Genomic DNA, 20,404 nt, shown 5'->3' on the forward strand with positions numbered 1-20,404 from the left:
AGCTCGGAGAGGAACCCTGCCATGCGCAGAATCCGGAGAACCGCCCTGATCGGCGCCGCGGCGCTCACCGTCACGGCCGTGGTCGGCGGCTGTTCCGGCGACGGCGGCACCGACGCGAGCGGCCGCACCACGGTCACGTACATGCTCCCGAGCTCCTGGGCGAGCGTCCCCGGCTTCAAGGAGAACGTCGCCGCCTGGGAGAAGAAGACCGGCAACAAGGTCACCCTCACCCCGGTGCCGGACGCGAACTACGACGCGCTCGTGCAGGCCCGGATCGCCGCCAGGAGCGGCGTCGACATCTTCGCCGGCCAGGACACCGCCAAGGACAAGGCCGCGATCATGCGGCCGGCCACCGGACCGTGGGTCCAGCGTCTCAACCCCGACGTCCGCAAGGCGATCACCTCTCCCGACGGCACCATCTGGGGCACGCCCAGCGCCGACGGCCTCAACGCCACCGGCGTCATCTACAACAAGGACGTCTTCGCCAAGGCCGGCATCACCACCCCGCCGACCACCCTCGCGGAGTTCCAGGCCGACCTGGAGAAGGTCAAGAAGACCGGTGTCACCCCGCTCCACCTGGCCGGCAAGGACGGCTGGACGCTGCTTCAGCACCGCAGCTCCGTCAACGCGGGTTTCCTCGGCGCCGACAAGGACCTGGTCGCCAAGCTCGACGGCAACAAGGTCACGTGGCCGGCCGTCCCCGGCTTCGAGCAGGAGTACCAGGCCCTGGAGGGCTGGGTGAAGCAGGGCCTCACCAACAAGGACGCGCTGACGTCGACCTACGAGTCCTCCACGGCCTCGGTCGCGACGGGCCGGTCCGGCGCCCTCATCAACGGCACCTGGGCGCTCGGCGAGATCGCCAGGACGAACCCCGACGCGAACGTCGGGTTCTTCCTGCTGCCGGCCGTGGACGGCCCCACCACCCTCGGTCTGCAGAAGCCCAACCTGCTCAAGGTGGCGACGTTCTCCAAGGTCGCCCCGCAGGCCCAGGACTTCCTGAACTTCATGATCGCGCAGCCGCAGGCACAGAAGTTCCTCGACACCAACCCGGGCGTCTCCGCCTTCACCGACGTCAAGGCGGCCAAGCCCTCCGGGGGCGTCGCCGACCTGCAGAAGCTCGTCGACCAGGGTGGCTTCGTGGCCCCGTTCGACCAGCAGTCCACGATCCCGCAGCCGCAGGACGACATCATCGCCGCCTACCAGGAGCTGATCGGCGGACGGTCGGACGTCGCGGGCTTCGGCGACCGCGTCCAGAAGGCCTGGCAGAGCGCGGGCGCCAAGGCCGGCGCCGCCGGGTTCTGACCCGGCCCGAGATCGGAGACAGCATGAGCCTCGCCTCCATCAGCCGCCGGGTAACGGCGCCGGAAGAGGGACGTGACGCGGAGACAGGACGCAGGAGAGGAGGCGGAGTACGTGAGAACGCGGGGCGCTCCACCAGGTCGGGGGTCATCCGCACCTACCGGTACGCGTTCCTCGTCCCGGCGGTCACGGTCTTCACCGTCTTCTTCCTGCTGCCGGCCTTCTTCGGCATGTACCTCTCGCTCACGGACGCCTCCACCTACGTACCGGACACCCGCTTCGTCGGTCTGGCGAACTACCGGCTGATGGCCGGCGACGGCTCGGTGCTGTGGAACGCCACCTGGAACCAGTTCCTGTACGCCGGCTGCGTCACCGTCGGCAAGACGGTCCTGGGCGTGGCGATCGCCTTCCTCCTCAACCGCACCTTCCGCGGCGCGAAGGTCCTGCGGGCCGTCGTCTATCTGCCGATCATGTTCTCCACCATCGTCGTCGGCCTGCTCTTCGGCTACATCCTCAAGGCCGACGGCCCGCTCAACGCCCTCCTTGCGCCCTTCGGGCTCGACCAGGACTGGCTCGGCAGCTTCGACCTGGCGCTGTACAGCGTCACCGCCGTCGACACCTGGATGGGCGTCGGCTGGACCGTCGTCCTGGTCCTCGCCGCGCTCCAGGCGGTGCCGAAGGAACTGGTCGAGAGCGCCCAGATCGACGGGGCCGGCCCCTGGCAGGTGGCCCGGCACATCAAGATCCCGTATGTCCGGCACGCCATCAACCTGGCCGCGCTGCTCACCTTCATCACCGGCATGAAGGCCTTCGACATGATCTACGCCACGACCGGCGGCGGGCCCGGCACCGCGACCGAGGTGCTCACCTCGTACGTCTACAAGCAGCTCAACACCGGCGCCCTCGGCTACGCCGCCGCGGTCAACGTCGTCCAGTTCCTCATGGTCACCGTCGTCGCCCTGGTGATCAACCGCTTCGTCCGCAGGATGGAGGCGACGGCATGAGCCGCCGACCGGCCGGCCCCCGCGCCCGCACACTCCTCGCCTCCTCGGCCACGTACGCCCTGGCCGCTCTGGTCGCCGTGGTGTTCCTGGCCCCCCTGTACCTGGTCCTGATCACCAGCGTGAAGGGCACGGCGGAGTCGGGGACGATGAGCTTCGCCCTTCCCGACGGCTGGCACTTCGACAACTACCTGACGGTGATCACCACCGGCGACTCGCTGCGCGCCCTCGGCAACAGCGTCCTGATCGCGGTCGGCGTCACCGCCAGCACGGTCCTCGTGTGCTCGCTCGCCGCGTTCGTCATCGCGCGCCGCCCCGGCCGGGTCACCGGCGGCGTCTACAGCTACCTGCTGACCGGCCTGGTGGCGCCCTTCGCCTTCATCCCGGCGATCCGGATGCTCCAGGAGATCGGCCTCGGCGGCTCGTACGCCGGGCTCATCCTCACGGACGTCGCCGTGCAGATCCCCTTCATCACGCTGACCTACGTCGGCTTCATCCGGCAGCTGCCCCGGGAGATCGACGAGGCGGCGCTGCTCGACGGTGCGGGATCGCTGCGGCTGTTCTTCACCATCGTCTTCCCGCTCCTGCGACCGGTCAGCTTCACCGCGCTGATCCTGGTCTTCACCTATGCCTGGAACGAGTTTCAGAACGTGCTCTTCTTGATCCCCGACGCCGATCGGTGGACCCTCCCCATGACGGTGTTCACCTTCCAGACCACGCACAGCTTCGACTACGGGCTGGTCTGCGCCAACCTCGTCCTCACCATGCTGCCCGTGGTCGCCGTCTACCTCGTCGCGCAGAAGTACATCGTGAGCGGGATGGCCGCGGGAGCGGTGAAGGGATGAACCTGGGTCGCTTCGCACGCTCCGAGTGGTTCCGGCACGACCGCTTCGGGATGTTCATCCACTGGGGGCCGTACGCCGTCCCCGCCCGGGGTGAATGGCTCCGCTCCCACGAACGCGTCCCGCTCGCCGACTACCAGTCCGCCGTCGACGGCTTCGGCGCCGAGGACTTCGACCCGCAGTCCTGGGCCGAACTCGCCGAGCGGGCAGGCATGAAGTACGCGGTGCTCACCGCCAAGCACCACGACGGCTTCTGCCTGTTCGACACCGCGCTCACCGATTACGGCAGCATGCACAACGGCATCGGCCGTGACCTGGTCGCCGAGTTCCTGGAGGCGTTCCGCGCCCGCGGCATCAAGGTCGGCCTCTACTTCTCCCTGCTCGACTGGCGCCACCCCGACTACCCGCACTACGGCGACTGGGCGCATCCGGAGCGCGACAACCCCGCCTTCGCCGGCCACCGGCCCGACCTGGACGCGTACCGCGCCTTCCTGCACGGCCAGGTCCGGGAGCTGTGCACCCACTACGGCACGCTCGACATCCTGTGGTTCGACTTCTCGTACGAGGGGATGGGCCCGGAGCAGTGGGGTGCCGCCGACCTCGTGGCGATGGTCCGCGAACTGCAGCCGGACGTCATCATGGACAACCGCCTGGAGACCAGCGGCGAGGGCATGGGCTCCATCGTCACCGACGAACCCACCTCGTACTGCGGGGACTTCGTGTCCCCGGAACAGGTCATCCCCGTCGAGGGCTTCCGCACGCCGGACGGCACGCCGGTGCCGTGGGAGGCGTGCGTCACCCTCAACAACAACTGGGGCTTCCACGCTGACGACGATGTGTGGAAGTCGCCGGAGCAGGTGATCACCAAGCTGGTGGAGTGCGTCGCCAAGGGCGGCAATCTCCTGCTCAACGTCGGACCGGACCGGCACGGCACCATCCAGCCCGAGGCGGCGGAGCGGCTTCGCCGGATCGGCCGCTGGCTGGAGACCAACGGCGCATCGGTGTACGGCGCGGGGCCGGCCAGCATCGGTACGCCCGAATGGGGCTACTACACGCGCTCCGGCTCGACCGTCTACGCCCATGTCCTGCGCGCCCCGATCGGGCCGCTGCCGCTGGTCGGCATGGACAAGGACGCGATCGAGCGGATCACGCTGCTCGCGGACGGCCGGGAGCTGAAGCTCTGCGAGGAGTGGGTCGTGGCCTCGTACCCCGACATCCCGTTCGTGCAGTTCGGCGAGGTCGGCCACTTCACGTATCCGCTGCCGGACCCGGTCGACACCGTCGTACGGATCGAACTCGCGTCCCCCGCCCCGACGGCGGGCACCTCGTGAGGCCGCTCCGCCTCGAAGCCCCGGCACGGGGGTCCGCGGCCCGCCCCGAACGGGCGGGCCGCGGCCACGCGACCGGCAGGGGAACCGCGCGGCCTCCAGCGGCGGCATCCGCCGTCAGGGCTTGGCCGGCTGCACGTTCGTGTCCACGCCGTTCACCCGCACGGCGACGGTCGTCTGCCCGGGCGCCCGGTCGGCCACGATGCGGTAGGACGTGACCTTCCCGTCCAGCCAGTCGCAGCTGACCTCGTAGCCTCCGCGGGCGCGCAGGCCCCTGAAGTAGCCCTTGGCCTTCCATTCGTCCGGAAGCGCGGGCAGCAGGTGGATGACGCCGTCGTGGCTCTGGAGAAGCATCTCCGCCACGGCGCCCGAGATGCCGAAGTTGCCGTCCATCTGGAAGGGCGGGTGGTTGCAGAGCAGGTTGGGCAGCGTGTTGAACGTCAGCAGTCCGCGCAGCATGATCCCGGCGCGGTGCCCGTCGCCGAGGCGGGCGAAGAGGGCCGCCCGCCAGGGCCAGGTCCACGAGCGGCGGCTGTCGCCCGAGACGGTCGCGGCCGTGAACGGGACGCCGTCCCGTTCCCCGCACCTCGCCTTGAGCGAGACCAGGGCGGCGGCCGCGAGGTCCGGTGTCCTCGTGGTGATCTGCCGGCCCGGGAAGACGGCGAAGAGGTGCGAGGTGTGGCGGTGGGTGTCGGTGGGGCTGTCGATGTCCTCCTGCCACTCCTGCAGCTGCCCCCACCGGCCGATCCTGTTCGGCGCGAGACGCGCCTGCATGTCGGCCACCTTCGCCCGGTAGGCGGGGTCCGCGCCGAGTACCGCCTCGCAGTCGAGGTAGTTCTGGAACAGGTCCCAGATGATCTGCTGGTCGTACATGACCCCGTCCTCGCGCGGCCCGTGCTCGGGAGACCAGCCGTTCGGTGCGACGAGCAGCCCGTCCTCGCGTTCCTTGAGGTGCCCCTCCCAGAACTCGCAGATCTCCTTGATCATGGGGTACGCGACGGTGCGGAGGTGGCCGAGGTCCTGGGTGAACGCCCAGTGCTCGTACAGGTGCTGCGCGTACCAGGCGCTCGCGACCGTGTTCCACTCCCACGCGTTGCCGCCGAAGACGCTCTGGCTGGTACGGGCGGTCCAGCCCCGGGAGTCCGCGCCGAAGGCGTTGCGGGTCGCCACGCGGCTGGGGACCGCCACCTGCCGGACGAACCCGACCAGTGCCTCGTGGCACTCCGGCAGGTTCGTCGTCTCGGCTCCCCAGTAGTTCATCTGCACGTTGATGTTGGTGTGGTAGTCGGAGGCCCAGGCCGGCGTGTTGCTGTCGTTCCAGAGCCCCTGGAGGTTGGCGGGCAGCCCTCCCGGGCGCGAGGAGCTGATCAGCAGGTACCGCCCGAGGTCGAACATCGTCTGTTCGAGGGTCGGGTCCTGCCCGCCCGCCGCGTACCGGGCGAGCCGGACGGGGGTGGGGAGGGCGACGACGGCGTCGCCGGTGGTGCCCCAGTCGACGGCGACACGGTTCATGAGGGCCCGCGTTCCGGCGGTGTGCTCCTCGCGCAGCGCCTCGTAGGAACGGGCGGCCGCCGCGTCGAGCGTTCTCACGGCGACCGGCTCCGGCTCGACGCCGCGCCACCCGGCGGCGGCGTCGAGCCTGTAGTCGGTGCGGGCGTCGAGCAGCAGCGTGAGGCTGGTGCAGCCGCTGAACCGGAGCGTCGCCCCTTCCGCACGCACCTCTCCGTCCGTGTGCGCGACCTGGACGGTGCACGCGTGCCTGAGGCCGTTGCCCATGACGCCTCGGAAGGCGATCCTCCTGGCGGTGGCGTCGACGGTGGTCGGAGCCTGCTCCTGTCCGGACGTCAGGGAGATCGTTCCGGACAGCCCCCGGTCGGCGTCCGAGGTGTACCGGAAGACCAGGACGTCCGCGGACCGGCTGGCGAACGCCTCGCGCAGGGCGCGCCGGCCCGGCGCGCCGAAGCGGGTGACGTGGAGGCCCTGGGCGAGGTCCAGGGCGCGCTGGTAGTCGACGAACGCGCGCAGCGTACGCGTGTCGAGATCCGTGCCCGCCAGGGCGACCTCGGCGACCTGGAAGCCGGTGGACGCCTTGCCGGGGGTGAACGTGAGCCGGTACATACGGTAGGCCGTGCCGTTCGTGATCCGGTAGGTCCGGGTCTCACCGCGGCCGGCGAAGGACCCGCCCGGGGTCCGGGAGTCGAGGGTCACCCATGCCTGCCCGTCCCGCGACGCTTCCAGCACCCACCTCCGGGGGTCGTCCTGCGCACGGTCCGGAGCCGCCGTCAGCGCGTACGAGGTGACGACGGCCGGGCGGGGCAGGTCGGCCTGCCAGACGACCGCGGGTGCGGTTCCCTCCACCCGCCAGACGGTGGCGGGATCGGCGTCCACCGAACGCGAGATGTCCTGCGCCCCGGTCCCGGCGCCGGATCCCCCGGAGTGTCCGCTCGGCGAGGACAGGTACATCGCGCCCGCCCCGACGAGGTCGACGCCGGACAGGGCTATCTCGCTCACCTGGAAGTGGCTGACTCCGGCCGTGGGGACGAAGTCGAAGCGGTAGAAGCGGTACGCCCCGCTACCGGCGCAGGTGAACTCCTTCGTCTGGAGGCGGCTCTCGAAAGGCGCCGCCAGGGTGCGGCTGTCCAGCGTGGTCCAGGTGGCGCCGTCGGAGGAACCGGACAGCGTCCATTCCCGCGGGTCGCGCTCCGGAACGTCGTTGGCGCTCGTCAGACGGTAGGCCGCGACCGCTGCGGATTCGGGCAGCTCGACCTGCCACTGCACCTTCGCGCCCGGTCCGTCGATGCACCACTTGGTGCCCGGCGTGCCGTCGTACGTCTTGTCGACGCCCTCCGTCGAGGAGGTCTGGTAAGGGCCTCCGGGCGCCGTGACCTTCGGGCGGGAGCGGAAGGAGACCACGACGTCACCGAAGTTCCGGTACGAGCCGAAGCCGGTCATGCCGGTGTCGAAGTCGCTGTCCGGCCGGCCCGCGAGGGCGTTGTCGTAGTTGTTGACCCCGCCCCACAGGCTCTGCTCGTTGAACTGGATGCGCTCCCGGTCAGGGTCCGCGAAGAGCATGGCGCCCAGTCGGCCGTTGCCGATCGGCAGGGCCTGCGACTGCCAGTCCAGGGCGGGGACGGGGTACGTGAGCGCCGTGCGCGACAGGGTCGGCCACGGGACGGCCGCCGCCGCGGGGGCCATCGCGGCGACGGCCCCCGCGGCGGGCGTCCAGTCGGCCAGCTGAGCCATCAGAGGTGCGAGGGCGAATGCACCGCCGGCCTTGAGGATGCTCCGTCGCTGCGGTCGGGCCTCATCGGGCATGGCGCGGTCTCCCATCCATGGAGGGGCTGGCTTGCGGGGAAGTGGGGGCGCAGCGGCTTTCGCCGAAGGCGTCGTCATCTTGGCGCCGCAAGAGATCCGATGTCTAGAGTCGTGCACCCTCCACGTCCCCGCCGATTCATCGACCCGGCCGCACGGTTGGGTATATACATCGGAGGTTTACTGCGGGCTCTCCTCGATCACGACGATGTCCAGGACCCTGGGCCCGTGCACGCCCTCCACCCGGTCGAGTTCGATGTCGCTGGTGGCCGAAGGCCCCGAGACGAGCGTCAGCGGCCGGTACGGGTCGAGCAGGCCCAGCGCCTCGGGGACGTCGGGGGCGATCCGGTCCGCCCTGATCAGGCAGACGTGCTGGTCCGGCAGCAGGGTCAGCGCCCTGCGTCCCTGCCCGGGTCCGTGGTCGAGGGCCACCGTGCCGGTGACGGCGATGCCGGCGGCGGCGGTGGTGATCACGGCGTCCGCCCCGTCCAGTCGGCCGACCGCGAGGGGCGGCACGTCCGTGAGCCACTCCCACGGCCCCTCGGGGAGCAGATCCGCGGGAAGTCCGGGCGGCACGACCACGGAACGCGCTCCGGTACGCGCCAACGCGCGGCCCACCGCCGCGGCGGCGTCGGCCGCCGCCCCCCTGACCACCACCGCCCGGTATTCGGCGGCGCGCTCGCTGAACAGCCCGACGACGTCCGGCCCCGCGTGGTCGGCGCCGGGGCCACGCGCAGGAGCGTCGTCGGGGCTCTCGGAATCGGGTACGCCGGCCAGCGCCGCCCTCACCGCGCTCAGCACGGCCTCTCGATCACTCATCGTCGTTCCTCCCGCTCCGTCGCCGTACGGCCTTCGTCTCGCGTGCCCGTCCTCGTACGCCGCCACCAGGCCCGCATCGACTCCCGGGGTGGCACGGGCGTGTCCCGGGTACCGGACCAGCGGGCGAACGGACCCGGCAGCACGCCGATCCGGCCGTCTCGGGACAGCAGGCGGGCTCCGAGGGCGGCCGGCCCCTGGACCGCGGCGAGGCGCCGAGGCGACGAGAGGACGGCGCCGGCGGCCTTCATCGCCAGCGCCTCCGTGGTGGGCAGCAGCCGGCGGCGCCGCTTCGCCTCGACGGCTTCGGCGCGCAGATGGACCAGCACCTCCGGAATGTCGATCTTCACGGGGCAGGCGTCGTAGCAGGCACCGCACAGAGTGGAGGCGAAGGGCAGGGAGGCGGCGTTCTCGACGCCGACGAGCTGCGGGGTCAGGACGGCGCCGATCGGACCGGGATAGACGGAGCCGTAGGCGTGACCGCCGGTGCGCTCGTAGACCGGGCACACGTTGAGACAGGCCGAGCAGCGGATGCAGGCCAGCGCCTGGCGGCCCACCTCGTCGGCCAGCGTGGCGGTGCGGCCGTTGTCGAGCAGCACCAGGTGGAAGACGCCGGGTCCGTCTCCGTCGGTGACGCCGGTCCACAGCGAGGTGTACGGGTTCATGCGCTCGCCGGTCGAGGAGCGCGGCAGGAGCTGGAGGAAGACGTCCAGGTCGGCGAAGCTGGGCAGGACCTTCTCGATGCCCATGACCGTGATCAGGGTTTCCGGCAGGGTCAGGCACATGCGCCCGTTGCCCTCCGACTCCACGACCACCACCGTGCCGGTGTCGGCGGCGGCGAAGTTGGCGCCGGACACGGCGACCTTGGCCCGCAGGAACTTCTCCCGCAGATGGAGGCGGGCGGCTTCGGCGAGATCGCGCGGGTCGTCGGTGAGCGTGTCCGGGGCCGGCCTGCCCCACTCCCCCATCTCCCGCAGGAAGATCTCCCGGATCTCGGAGCGGCTCCGGTGAATGGCCGGCACGAGGATGTGGGAGGGGCGGTCGTCGTCCAACTGCACGATGAGTTCGGCGAGATCGGTCTCAAAGGCGCGTATGCCGGCGTCGGCGAGCGCCCCGTTGAGGCCGATCTCCTGCGTGGCCATCGACTTGACCTTGACGACCTCACGCTCGCCGGTCGCCCGGACCAGGTCGGTCACGATGCGGTTGGCCGCCGCGGCGTCGGCGGCCCAGTGGACCGTTCCACCCGCCGCGGTCACCGCCTCCTCCAGGCGCAGGAGGTAGTGGTCCAGGTGGCGGAGCGTATGGCGTTTGACGGCGGCCGCCGTCTCCCGCAGCTCCTCCCAGTCGTCGAGTTCGGCGGCGACCGCGAGCCGCTTGTCCCGGATGGTGCCGGTGGCCCGGCGCAGGTTGGCGCGCAACCGGCTGTCGGCGAGCGCGTGGCGCGCGGCCTCGGGGAATGCCGGAGCTCCCAGCCACACGACGTTGTCGGCACCGCTCACGATGCGTGTCCTTCCGTGGCGGCCAGGATCTCGGCCAAGTGCATGGTGCCGACGCCCGTACGGAGGCGGGAGAGACCACCGCCGATGTGCGCCAGGCACGAGTTGTCGCCCGCGCACAGGATCTCGGCGCCGGTGCCCAGGACATGGCGCGTCTTGTCGGCGAGCATGGCGTTGGAGACGTCCGCGTTCTTCAGCGCGAACGTGCCGCCGAAGCCGCAGCAGGATCCGGCGTCGGGCAGTTCGACGAGGTCGATGCCGCGTACGGCGCGCAGCAGCCGCAGGGGCCGGTCCCCGACCCGGAGCATGCGCAGCGAGTGGCAGGTCGGGTGGTAGGTGACGCGGTGCGGGAAGTACGCGCCGACGTCGGTGACGCCGAGCACGTCGACGAGGAGTTCCGACAGTTCGTAGACCGTCGGCGTCACCCGGTCGACCGCATCGGCGAGGGCCGGGTCCCCGTACCGGGCGGCCACCACCCGGTGGTGGCCGCGCACCATGCCCGCGCAGGATCCGGACGGGGCGACGACGGCGTCGTAGCCCGCGAAGACCTCGGCGAAGCGGCGCACCAGGGGCAGGGCCTCGCGGCGGTATCCGGTGTTGAAGTGCATCTGGCCGCAGCAGGTCTGCCCCTGCGGGAACTCGACGGTGTGGCCGAGGCGCTCCAGGAGCGCGGTCACCGCCCGGCCCGTGCGGGGGAACATCGTGTCGTTGAAACAGGTGATGAAGAGGGCTATGCGCATGGTTCTTCCTTCGGCGACCCCTGAGGGCCGGTGACGGTCAGCCCGTACGTCCGGAGCGCGGTGCCGGCGAACACCTCGTGGCGTTCCCCGGGGTCGAGTCGCTCCGTCACCGCGTGTGCGGTGCCGAGGACTTCGGCGTAGCCGGCGGCGAGACGGCAGACGGGCCAGTCGGAGCCGTACATGAGCCGCCGCGGGCCGAAGGCGTCGAGGACCGTGTCGGCGTAGGGCCTGAGGTCGTCCGGAGTCCATGACCGCCAGTCGGCCTCGGTGACCATCCCGGAGAGTTTGCAGACGGTGTTGGGCAGGGAGGCCAGTCGTCGGATCCGCCCGGCCCAGGGGTCGAGTGCACCGGACTCGATGGGCGGTTTGCCCAGGTGGTCGAGGACGAAGGTGAGTCCCGGCAGGAGCTCGGCGGCCTCGGCCGCCGCCTCCATCTGATGGGGCTTCACCACGAGGTCGTAGACGAGTCCGGCCTCGGCGACCGCGGCAAGGCCGCGCAGCACGCCGGGGCGGGTGAGCCAGCGGGGGTCCGGCTCTCCCTGCACCTGGTGGCGGATGCCGACCAGGTGCTCGCCGCCCGGGCCGGCGCGCAGGCCCGCGAGGGTCTCCGCGACGTCGACGGCGGTCAGGTCGGTCCAGCCGACCACACCGGCGACCAGGTCGCTGCGCGCGGCCAGGGCCAGGAGTTCCGGGGTCTCCTCCGGCACGGTGATCGTCTGTACGAGCACGGTGGCGGCGACACCGGCCGCGCGGGCCTCCGGCTCCAGGTCGGCGAGGGTGAAATCGCGGCGCAGCGGCTCCAGTTCGGGTCCGGAGATCCAGTCCTGGTCGCGTACGGACAGCTGCCAGACGTGATGGTGGGCGTCGACGACGCGGAGCTCGGGGTGGGGGGCGGTCACAGCTGCCACACCACCGGCAGCGAGGCGTCCGCGCCCTCGTCGGAGTAGTCGTGGACGACGTCCAGGAGGCCGGCCATCCGTGCCTGCCAGGCGAGGTTGACCGGCAGCTTCCCGAGCTCGGCGAGCATCGACGGGTAGTCGTCCACCTCGAGGACGTGGAACAGATCGGTGCCGCTGCGCCAGATCGTCCACTCGCGGACACCGGCGGCGCGGATGGCCGCGGTCAGCTCCTCGGGCACCTCCCGGTGGGCCGCCTCGTACTCCTCCACCCGGTCGGCGCGGACCCTGGTGTGCAGGGCGATCCTCATGCCTCCTCCTTCGGCGGTCCGGCCTGGGGAACGGGGACGTCAGGGGCGAGGAGCCCCTCGGCGCGCAGTTCGTCCCACAGCGCGTCCGGAACGGGCCGGCGCAGCTGTTCCACGGTGTCGCGCACCTCTTCGGGGGACCGCGCGCCCGTCAGGACGCTCTCGACGGCGGGGTGAGCGAACGGGAAGCGCAGGGCGGCGGCGCGCAGGGGTACGCCGTGGCGTTCGCTGATCTCCTGGAGCCGCAGGGCACGGTCGAGAACCGGCTGCGGGGCGGGCGCGTAGTCGTAGGTGGCGCCCGGCCTCGGGGCGGTGAGCAGACCGGAGTTGAGTACGCCTCCGATGATCACGCCACGGCCGCGGGCGGTCGCCTCCGGCAGCAGCTCGTCGAGCCCGCCCTGGTCGAGCAGGGTGTAGCGGCCGGCGAGGAGGACGACGTCGATGTCGGTCTCCCTCAGGAAGCGGGCGGGCAGCGCGGACCGGTTCATCCCGACGCCGACGCGGCGGACCACGCCTTCGGCGCGCAGCCGCTCCAGCGCCGGGTACGCCTCGCGCAGGGCCTGTTCGGCGTGGTCGTCCGGATCGTGCAGCAGGGCGAGGTCGACGCGGTCGAGGCCGAGACGGTCGAGGCTGGCCTCCAGGGAGCGCAGCACGCCGTCGGCGCTGAAGTCCCAGACCCGACGGTGGGTCGCCGGGACGGCGAAGCCGTGGGCGAGGTCGTCGCCGTGGCCCCCGGCGTCGGGCACGAGGAGGCGGCCCACCTTGGTGGAGAGGGTGTACTCGTCTCGGGGGCGGTCGCGCAGGGCTGCCCCGAGGCGCCGTTCCGACAGGCCCAGACCGTAGTGGGGCGCGGTGTCGAAGGTGCGGACGCCGGCGTCCCAGGCGGCGTCCACGGTGGCGCGGGCCGTCTCGTCGCTCACCGGTTCGTAGAGGTTGCCGAGGGCGGCGCAGCCCAGCGCCAGTCGTGAGACCTGGAGGGTGGTGGTGCTCACGAGTGGGCCGCCGGGCGCAGGCGCAGTCCCTGCATGCCGCCGTCGACGGCGAGCGCGGTGCCGGTGACGCTGGCCGCGGCGGGGCCGGCGAGGTACGCGATGGCGGCCGCCACCTCCTCGGCCGTGACCAGTCGGCCCAAGGGCTGACGGCCTTCGAGGGCGGCGCGCTCGGCCCGGGGGTCCTCGGCGGCGTCGAGGAGCCGGCTCACCCAGGGGGTGTCGGCGGTGCCGGGGTTGACGCAGTTGACCCGGATGCCCTCGCGGACGTGGTCCGCGGCCATGGCGAGGGTCAGGGACAGGACGGCGCCCTTGCTCGCGGAGTAGAGGGCCCGCTGCGGCAGCCCGGCGGTGGCCGCGATGGAGCAGGTGTTGACGACGGCGGCGTGCGTGGACCGGCGCAGGTGCGGCAGGGCGGCCCGGGTGGTGCGGACCATGCCGACGACGTTGACGTCCAGGACGCGGTGCCACTGCTCGTCGTCGTTGTCCTCGACGGTCCCGGCGGCGCCGATGCCCGCGTTGTTGACGAGGATGTCGATGCCGCCCAGTCGTTCGGCGGCGGCGTCCACGGCCGCGCGTACCGAGGCGTCGTCCCCGACGTCGGCCGTGAGGGCGAGCAGCGGTTCGGGGACCCCGGCGGGGTCGAGGTCGAGCACGGCGACCGCCGCGCCGCGCTCGGCCAGCGTCCGGGCCGTGGCCAGTCCGATGCCGGAGGCGCCGCCGGTGACCACGGCCCTGAGGCCTTCCAGATCGGTCATGCCGCGTTCTCCTGTCCGGTGCGGTCGGCGACCCAGAACGTCCCGTCCGGGTAGTGGTACTCGGCGATGGACTCCGCTCGCATGGTGGCGGAGAAGCCGGGGGCGAGCGGCGCGGTGTAGTGGCCGTCGCGTATCACCACGGGCTCGGTGAAGTGCTGGTGGAGGTGGTCGACGTATTCGATCACGCGGTTCTCGGTGGTGCCGGACAGCGCCAGGTAGTCGAACATCGACAGGTGCTGTACCAGCTCACACAGTCCCACGCCGCCGGCGTGCGGGCAGACCGGCACACCGAACTTGGCGGCGAGCAGCAGGATCGCGAGGTTCTCGTTCACCCCGCCGACCCGGGCGGCGTCGATCTGGAGGACGTCGAGGGCGCCGGCTTCCAGGAGCTGTTTGAAGACGACCCGGTTCTGCACGTGCTCGCCGGTGGCGACCTTCACCGGTGTCACGGCCTTGCGGATCGCGGCGTGGCCGAGGATGTCGTCGGGGCTGGTGGGCTCCTCGATCCAGTAGGGGTCGAATTCGGCGAGGGCGCCGGTCCAGTCGATCGCCTCGTGCACGTTCCACCGCTGGTTGGCGTCGATGGCGATGCGGATGCCGGCGCCGAGGGCGGCGCGTGCGGTGCGCAGGCGGCGGATGTCGTCGTCGAGGTCGGCGCCGACCTTGAGCTTGATCTGGGTGAAGCCGTCCGCGACGGCCTGCCGGGCGAGCCGGGTGAGCTTGTCGTCGGAGTAGCCGAGCCAGCCCGGGGACGTGGTGTAGGCGGGGTAGCCGCCTGCCAGCAGCGCCGTCTCGCGCTCGGCGAGGCCGGCGCGCCCCTCGTGGAGGAGGCGGAGGGCTTCGTCGGGGGTGAGGGCGTCGGCGATGTAGCGGAAGTCGATCTGGGAGACCAGCCACTCCGGGGTGGCGTGGGCGAGCAGGTGCCACAGCGGCCTGCCGGCCCGCTTGGCGGCGAGGTCCCACACGGCGTTGACGACGGCGCCGATCGCCATGTGCATCACGCCCTTCTCGGGGCCGAGCCAGCGCAGCTGGCTGTCTCCGACGAGGTCACGGCTGAGCGAGGCCGGGTCGGCACACAGGTCCGCCACGTCGCGTCCCACCACGTGGTGGCGCAGCGCGTCGACGGCGGCGACCTGGACATCGTTGCCGCGTCCGATGGTGAAGGTGAAGCCGTGTCCCTCGTGCCCGTCGCCGGCGTCGGTGCGCAGGATCAGGTAGGCGGCGGAGTAGTCGGGGTCCGGGTTCATCGCGTCCGAGCCGTCCAGCTCCCGCGAGGTCGGGAAGCGGATGTCGAAGGTGTCGACCGCGGTGATCCGGGCGGGGGTTGCAGTCAAGGGGGTGCCTTTCACGCTTGGCCGAAGGTCTGGCGCTGGCTGCCGAGTCCGTCGACGGACAGCTCGACGGTGTCGCCGGGGGTGAGGAAGGGGGTGTCGGGCAGGCCGAGGGCCACGCCGGCGGGGGTGCCCGTGTTGATGACGTCGCCCGGCTCCAGGACCATGTACTGGCTGAGGTACGAGACGATGTGGTCGACCGGGAAGATCATGTCGCGGGTGTGGCCGTGCTGCCGCTTCACACCGTTGACGCTCAGGTGGAGTCCGAGGTTCTGGGGGTCGCCGGCCTCGTCGGCGGTGACGAGCCAGGGGCCGAGGGGGTTGAAGGTCTCGCAGGACTTGCCCAGGTCCCACTGCGGCGAGTGCTCCAGCTGGAACTCGCGCTCCGACACGTCGTGGCTGACCGCGTATCCCGCGATCACGGCGCGTGCTGCGGCGGGTCCGTCGAGGTAGCGCGCCCGGCGGCCGATGACGACGGCGAGTTCGACCTCCCAGTCCGTCTTCACGGAGCGGCGGGGGATCAGCACCTCGTCGTACGGGCCCACGACCGTGCCGGGGTCCTTCATGAACACGACCGGCCGTGCGGGGATCGGCGCGCCGGTCTCGGCGGCGTGGTCCCGGTAGTTCAGGCCGATGCAGACGACCTTGCCGGGCCGGGCGACGGGTGCCCCGACACGCAGTCCTTCCGGGTCCAGTTCGGGCAGCGATCCCTCCGCCAGCGCCGTACGGGCCCGGTCGAGGCCGCCGGAGGCGAGGAAGGCGCCGTCGATGTCGGAGGCCACGGAGGAGAGGTCGAGCAGCCGGCCGTCCTCGGTCCGGACGGCGGGGCGCTCCTCACCCGGGGCACCGACGCGTAGCAGTTTCACAGACAACTCCCTTGCCATGGCTGGTTCGTCGAGGAGGTCGGCCGCAGCGGGCGTTCGACGACCCGCCACCTGCGGACGTCGGGCCGAGTCATCGGAGGTATGGCGGCAGCGCGACTGTAGACGCAAAGGCGCGGGACTCGCAACGGATACATCCGATGTATCTGCGAGCGCCGGGGTCACACCCCGGGATCCGGGATGGCGAGACGCGCATTCCCTTACGCCAGAAGCCCGGAGAGGCTCACAGGAGCCGCGGGCCGCACGTGGGGAAATCAGCGTGAGCGGACCCTTGTCAATCTCGGCAACACCGCCGTAACGTCCTCGACGTCCGCGATACATCGGAGGAATGCGGGACACCTCCTACGTCCGCTCCCTGGTCTCCGCGAGGTGTGGCCCCTCGCCTCCGAAGCCTCGGTCGACGGCTGGACCTCACCCGCAGTCCCCGGGCACCGTCCCGCACCCACGCGCCGGGTCGCCCGCCGCCCCTCCGGCGGCTCGGCCCGACCCGGCAGGCGGATCCACCACCTCCCACCCCCGCTCTGCGGCTCCCCCGCCCCGGCTACAGGAGAGAACACGGTCATGAAGCCCGCTCGCACCCGTTCCACCGCCACGGCAGCCGCCGCCGTCCTCGCAGCCCTGTCCCTCGCCACCGCGTGCAACCGCGAGGGCGCGGACTCGGCCGCCTCCGCCGGCGGCAAGCCCGCCATCGGCATCGACCTGCCTCGCTCCGACTCGGACTTCTGGAACTCCTACGCGCAGTACCTGAACCAGGACATCGCGTCCGGAGGCATCCACACCCTCCCCCTGAGCAACTCGCAGAACGACGTCACCAAGCTGGTCGCCAACGTGCAGGTGTTCCAGAACACCGGGGCCAAGGCCGTCGTCATGGCGCCCCAGGACACCGGAGCCGTGGCGTCCACCCTCGACACCCTGTCGGCCGCGAAGATCCCGGTGGTCAGCGTCGACACCCGTCCGGACAGGGGCGACGTCTACATGGTGGTCAGGGCCGACAACCGGGCGTACGGCACCAAGGCGTGCGAGTTCCTCGGCAGGCAGCTGAACGGCGTCGGCAAGGTCGCCGAGTTGCAGGGCGCCCTGGACTCGATCAACGGGCGCGACCGCTCCGAGGCGTTCGCCGCGTGCATGAAGACGAAGTTCCCGAAGATCAAGGTCTTCGAGCTGCCCACCGACTGGAAGGGCGACGTGGCGTCCGCGAAGCTCCAGTCGCTGCTCGCCCAGCACCCGGATCTGAACGGCATCTACATGCAGGCCGGCGGCGTCTTCCTGCAGCCCACGCTGTCGCTCCTGGAGCAGAAGGGACTGCTGCGGCCGGCGGGCGAGAAGGGCCACATCTCGATCATCTCCAACGACGGCATCCCGCAGGAGTTCGACGCGATCCGCAAGGGACACATCGACGCCACCGTCTCCCAGCCCGCCGACCTCTACGCCAAGTACGCCCTGTACTACGCCAAGGCGGCGACCGAGGGCAAGACGTTCCAGCCGGGCGCGACGGACCACGGCTCCACCATCGTCAAGATCCCGAACGGTCTGGAGGACCAGCTGCCCGCGCCGCTGGTGACCAAGGAGAACGTCGAGGACAAGACCCTGTGGGGCAACAACGTCGGCTGACCCCGACAGCCGCGGCGGGGAGGGGACACAGCCGTCTCCCCGCACCGCGCCCCGCGTCTCCCCCAGCACCCCCGCATCCGCACACGAAGGACGGTACGCACCATGGCGGACACCGCGACCGGTCCGGCACCCGGCCCCGGGCATCCGGCCCCGGTGGCCGAGGCCACCGGCATCACCAAACGGTTCGGCGCGACCGTCGCCCTGCGCGACGCCCGCATCAGCGTCGCGGCGGGCGAGTCGCACGCGCTGGTCGGACGCAACGGCGCCGGCAAGTCGACGCTCGTGTCCGTCCTCACCGGACTCCAGCGGCCCGACACCGGATCCCTGCGCTTCTCCGGCGCGCCGGCACCCGCCGTCGGCGACATCGACGCCTGGCGGTCCCGCGTCGCCTGCGTCTACCAGCACTCCACGGTCATCGGCGACCTCACGGTCGCCGAGAACCTCTTCCTCAACCGGCAGAGCGCCGGACCGCTGCGGCGCATCCGGTGGAAGCAGCTCCGGGTCCGCGCGGAGGAGCTGCTCGGTGAGTACGGGGTCGAGGTCGACCCCGCCGCACGCGCGAAGGACCTCACCGTCGAGCAGCGGCAGTTCGTCGAGATCGCCCGCGCCCTGTCCTTCGGCGCGCGCTTCATCATCCTCGACGAGCCGACCGCCAAGCTCGACGCCCGTGGCATCGGTCGCCTCTTCGACAAGCTCCGCGACCTCCGGGAGCAGGGCGTCGCCTTCCTCTTCATCTCCCACCACCTGCAGGAGGTGTACGACCTCTGCAGCACCGTCACGGTCTACCGCGACGCGGCGCACGTCCTCACCGCGCCGGTGGCCCGGCTCGGCCGTCAGGCGCTGGTCGAGGCGATGACCGGCGAGTCCGCCTCCGTCACGCCCGTGGCGGAGGGCAGAACCCCGGTGGTGGCGGCCGGCTCGGCGGAGCTGCTGAGGATCGACGGGCTCACGCTTCCCGGAGTCTGCGAGAAGCTGTCGCTCTCGGTCCACGCGGGTGAGGTGGTGGGACTCGCCGGTTCGGCCGCCAGCGGCAACGTACAGGTGGGCGAGGCCGTCGCCGGTCTGCATCGCGCCAAGGGCGGCAGCATCTCGGCCGGCGGCAGGCTCGTGCGCACCGGCAGCGTGCCGTCCGCCCTCGCCGCCGGAGTGGGTCTGGTTCCCGAGGACCGCCATCTCCAGGGGCTGGTGAACGATCGCAGCGTGGCGGAGAACGCGACGCTCACCGTCACCGACCAGCTCGGCCCGTTCGGGACGGTGCTGCCCTCCCGGACGAGGGCCTTCGCCCAGCGCGTGATCCGGGATCTCGACATCAAGACCCCGGGAGCCGCCACCCCCGTCTCCGCCCTCTCCGGCGGCAACCAGCAGAAGGTCGTGGTCGCCCGTGCCCTCGCCACGGACCCCGACGTCCTGGTGGCCATCCGGCCCACGAACGGTGTGGACGTCAAGTCCAAGGAGTTCCTGCTCGGCCGCATCCGGCAGGTCGCCGACGACGGCAAGGCCGCGCTGATCGTGTCCGACGAGCTCGACGACCTCAGGGTGTGCGACCGGGTCGTCGTCATGTTCCACGGGCGAACGGTCGCCGAGTTCCCGCGCGGCTGGAAGGACGAGGACCTCGTCGCCGCGATCGAGGGTGTCGCCGACACCGGCACCGCTTCCCCCGCGTCCGGCACCGACAAGCACGGAAGGTAGTCATGTCCGCCACCACAGATCTCACCGAGCCCGCAGCGAGCACGGCGGAGCCGGCCGCCGCGGCCCCCGCGCGTCGCCGCGTCGACCTCGGCCGCTTCCGTGAGCTGTCCCTCGTCCCCGCCATCCTGGTGCTCGGCCTGATCGGATTCATCGTCTCGCCGGCCTTCCTCACCGCCGACAACCTCATCGGCGTCGCCCAGCAGTCCACCGAACTGAGCCTGCTCGTCCTCGCCACGACGTTCATCCTGATCTGCGGGCGGATGGACCTCTCCCTGGAGTCGACCATCGGCGTCGCTCCCCTCGTCGCCGTGTGGCTGGTGCTGCCCGCGAGCGGAGGCCGGTTCAGCGGTCTCGGATTCCTTCCCGAGTGGACGGCCGTACCCCTGTGCCTGCTCGTCGGCGCGCTGATCGGCGTCGTCAACGGATTCCTGATCCTCAAGCTGCGTCTCAACGGCTTCATCGTGACGCTGGGAGCCCTCACCATGCTGCGCGGCCTCCAGGTCGCCCTGTCCGAGGGCCAGTCCATCATCGACCTGCCGCCGTCGTTCACGTATCTGGGCAAGGCGTCCTGGCTCGGCGTACCGGCCGCGATCTGGGTCTGCGCGGCGCTCTTCGCCCTCGGCGGCAGCGCGCTGGCCTGGCTGCGGCACGGCCGGGCGCTGTACGCGATCGGCGGCAACCCCGAGGCGGCCCGCACCGCCGGCATCCGCGTCGAGCGGATCGTGTGGATCGCCCTCGTCGTCGGCGGTGTGCTCGCCGCCTTCGCCGGCATCCTCTACAGCGGCCACTACGGCTCCATCTCCGCGACCCAGGGCAGCGGCTGGATCTTCCAGGTCTTCGCGGCGACCGTCATCGGCGGCGTGAGCCTCAACGGCGGCAGGGGCTCGGTGTTCGGGGCCCTGACGGGTGTGCTGACCCTCCAGCTCGTGGTCAACGTCATGACACTGGCGGGGGTGCCGCCGCTGTGGAACCAGTTCCTCAACGGCCTGATCATCATCGTCGCCCTGGTCATCTCCCGCTTCGCCTCCGGCGAGAAGCAGGAATAGCCTCACCTCACGAACGGCTCCGCCAGGCCCCCGCAACGGGCGGACGGGGCCGCCGCCCCGT

17 protein-coding genes are annotated in these 20,404 nt (G+C 71.4%); 7 read left to right on the forward strand and 10 right to left on the reverse strand.

Annotated features, from left to right (window positions below):
* Positions 1-21 precede the first annotated feature (21 nt).
* From IF73_RS0101170 to IF73_RS0101185, 4 genes are read left to right on the forward strand one after another with little or no spacing between them, the layout of a single operon-like run.
* Positions 22-1,302 carry an ABC transporter substrate-binding protein gene (locus IF73_RS0101170; RefSeq protein ID WP_031002402.1) on the forward strand — a complete coding sequence of 427 codons (1,281 nt, stop codon included), beginning with the start codon at positions 22-24 and terminating at the stop codon, positions 1,300-1,302.
* A gap of 23 nt (positions 1,303-1,325) precedes the next feature.
* Positions 1,326-2,303: a carbohydrate ABC transporter permease gene (locus tag IF73_RS0101175; RefSeq protein ID WP_051716462.1), complete on the forward strand. Its 978-nt coding sequence runs from the start codon at positions 1,326-1,328 to the stop codon at positions 2,301-2,303.
* Complete coding sequence (locus IF73_RS0101180) at positions 2,300-3,145, forward strand: carbohydrate ABC transporter permease (RefSeq protein WP_031002406.1); 846 nt, start codon at positions 2,300-2,302, stop codon at positions 3,143-3,145. Before IF73_RS0101175 ends, IF73_RS0101180 begins: the two co-directional genes overlap by 4 nt.
* On the forward strand, positions 3,142-4,473 hold the full coding sequence (locus tag IF73_RS0101185; protein WP_031002408.1) for an alpha-L-fucosidase: 1,332 nt from the start codon (positions 3,142-3,144) through the stop codon (positions 4,471-4,473). The genes IF73_RS0101180 and IF73_RS0101185 overlap by 4 nt, the downstream gene beginning before the upstream one ends.
* A 114-nt stretch (positions 4,474-4,587) precedes the next feature.
* Here the strand turns inward: IF73_RS0101185 and IF73_RS0101190 are convergent, their stop codons facing one another.
* The 10 genes from IF73_RS0101190 to IF73_RS0101235 all read right to left on the reverse strand — a co-directional run bounded on the left by IF73_RS0101190 (position 4,588) and on the right by IF73_RS0101235 (position 15,982).
* Positions 4,588-7,713, reverse strand: coding sequence for a glycosyl hydrolase family 95 catalytic domain-containing protein (locus IF73_RS0101190; RefSeq protein ID WP_420706528.1), 3,126 nt, complete (start codon positions 7,711-7,713; stop codon positions 4,588-4,590).
* Between the two features lie 249 nt (positions 7,714-7,962).
* The gene (locus tag IF73_RS0101195) at positions 7,963-8,601 is read right to left on the reverse strand and encodes a LutC/YkgG family protein (RefSeq protein ID WP_031002412.1); all 639 of its coding nucleotides are present in this window, start codon (positions 8,599-8,601) and stop codon (positions 7,963-7,965) included.
* Positions 8,598-10,097: a LutB/LldF family L-lactate oxidation iron-sulfur protein gene (locus IF73_RS0101200; protein ID WP_031002414.1), complete on the reverse strand. Its 1,500-nt coding sequence runs from the start codon at positions 10,095-10,097 to the stop codon at positions 8,598-8,600. Before IF73_RS0101200 ends, IF73_RS0101195 begins: the two co-directional genes overlap by 4 nt.
* Positions 10,094-10,834: a (Fe-S)-binding protein gene (locus tag IF73_RS0101205; protein ID WP_031002416.1), complete on the reverse strand. Its 741-nt coding sequence runs from the start codon at positions 10,832-10,834 to the stop codon at positions 10,094-10,096. Before IF73_RS0101205 ends, IF73_RS0101200 begins: the two co-directional genes overlap by 4 nt.
* On the reverse strand, positions 10,825-11,733 hold the full coding sequence (locus IF73_RS0101210) for an amidohydrolase family protein (RefSeq protein WP_031002418.1): 909 nt from the start codon (positions 11,731-11,733) through the stop codon (positions 10,825-10,827). Before IF73_RS0101210 ends, IF73_RS0101205 begins: the two co-directional genes overlap by 10 nt.
* On the reverse strand, positions 11,730-12,041 hold the full coding sequence (locus tag IF73_RS0101215; protein WP_031002420.1) for an L-rhamnose mutarotase: 312 nt from the start codon (positions 12,039-12,041) through the stop codon (positions 11,730-11,732). The genes IF73_RS0101210 and IF73_RS0101215 overlap by 4 nt, the downstream gene beginning before the upstream one ends.
* Entirely contained in the window at positions 12,038-13,030 is a 993-nt protein-coding gene (locus IF73_RS0101220; RefSeq protein ID WP_031002422.1) for an aldo/keto reductase, read from the reverse strand. Before IF73_RS0101220 ends, IF73_RS0101215 begins: the two co-directional genes overlap by 4 nt.
* Positions 13,027-13,785 (reverse strand): SDR family NAD(P)-dependent oxidoreductase, encoded by a 759-nt coding sequence (locus IF73_RS0101225; protein ID WP_031002424.1) that lies wholly within the window; start codon positions 13,783-13,785, stop codon positions 13,027-13,029. The genes IF73_RS0101220 and IF73_RS0101225 overlap by 4 nt, the downstream gene beginning before the upstream one ends.
* A complete protein-coding gene (locus IF73_RS0101230) occupies positions 13,782-15,119 on the reverse strand; it encodes an L-fuconate dehydratase (RefSeq protein ID WP_031002427.1) in 1,338 nt (445 codons plus the stop codon). The genes IF73_RS0101225 and IF73_RS0101230 overlap by 4 nt, the downstream gene beginning before the upstream one ends.
* Positions 15,120-15,130: 11 nt before the next feature.
* On the reverse strand, positions 15,131-15,982 hold the full coding sequence (locus IF73_RS0101235) for a fumarylacetoacetate hydrolase family protein (protein WP_031002429.1): 852 nt from the start codon (positions 15,980-15,982) through the stop codon (positions 15,131-15,133).
* A 576-nt stretch (positions 15,983-16,558) separates the two neighbouring features.
* Here IF73_RS0101235 and IF73_RS0101240 point away from each other — a divergent pair.
* The 3 genes from IF73_RS0101240 to IF73_RS0101250 all read left to right on the forward strand — a co-directional run bounded on the left by IF73_RS0101240 (position 16,559) and on the right by IF73_RS0101250 (position 20,343).
* On the forward strand, positions 16,559-17,608 hold the full coding sequence (locus IF73_RS0101240; protein WP_031002431.1) for a sugar ABC transporter substrate-binding protein: 1,050 nt from the start codon (positions 16,559-16,561) through the stop codon (positions 17,606-17,608).
* Between the two features lie 102 nt (positions 17,609-17,710).
* Positions 17,711-19,297, forward strand: a complete 1,587-nt coding sequence (locus IF73_RS0101245) for a sugar ABC transporter ATP-binding protein (protein WP_031002433.1) — start codon at positions 17,711-17,713, stop codon at positions 19,295-19,297.
* 2 nt (positions 19,298-19,299) lie between these two features.
* Positions 19,300-20,343, forward strand: a complete 1,044-nt coding sequence (locus tag IF73_RS0101250; RefSeq protein ID WP_031002435.1) for an ABC transporter permease — start codon at positions 19,300-19,302, stop codon at positions 20,341-20,343.
* Positions 20,344-20,404: the final 61 nt, after the last annotated feature.

The organism is Streptomyces sp. NRRL F-5727, from assembly GCF_000719555.1.
Lineage (GTDB): Bacteria > Actinomycetota > Actinomycetes > Streptomycetales > Streptomycetaceae > Streptomyces.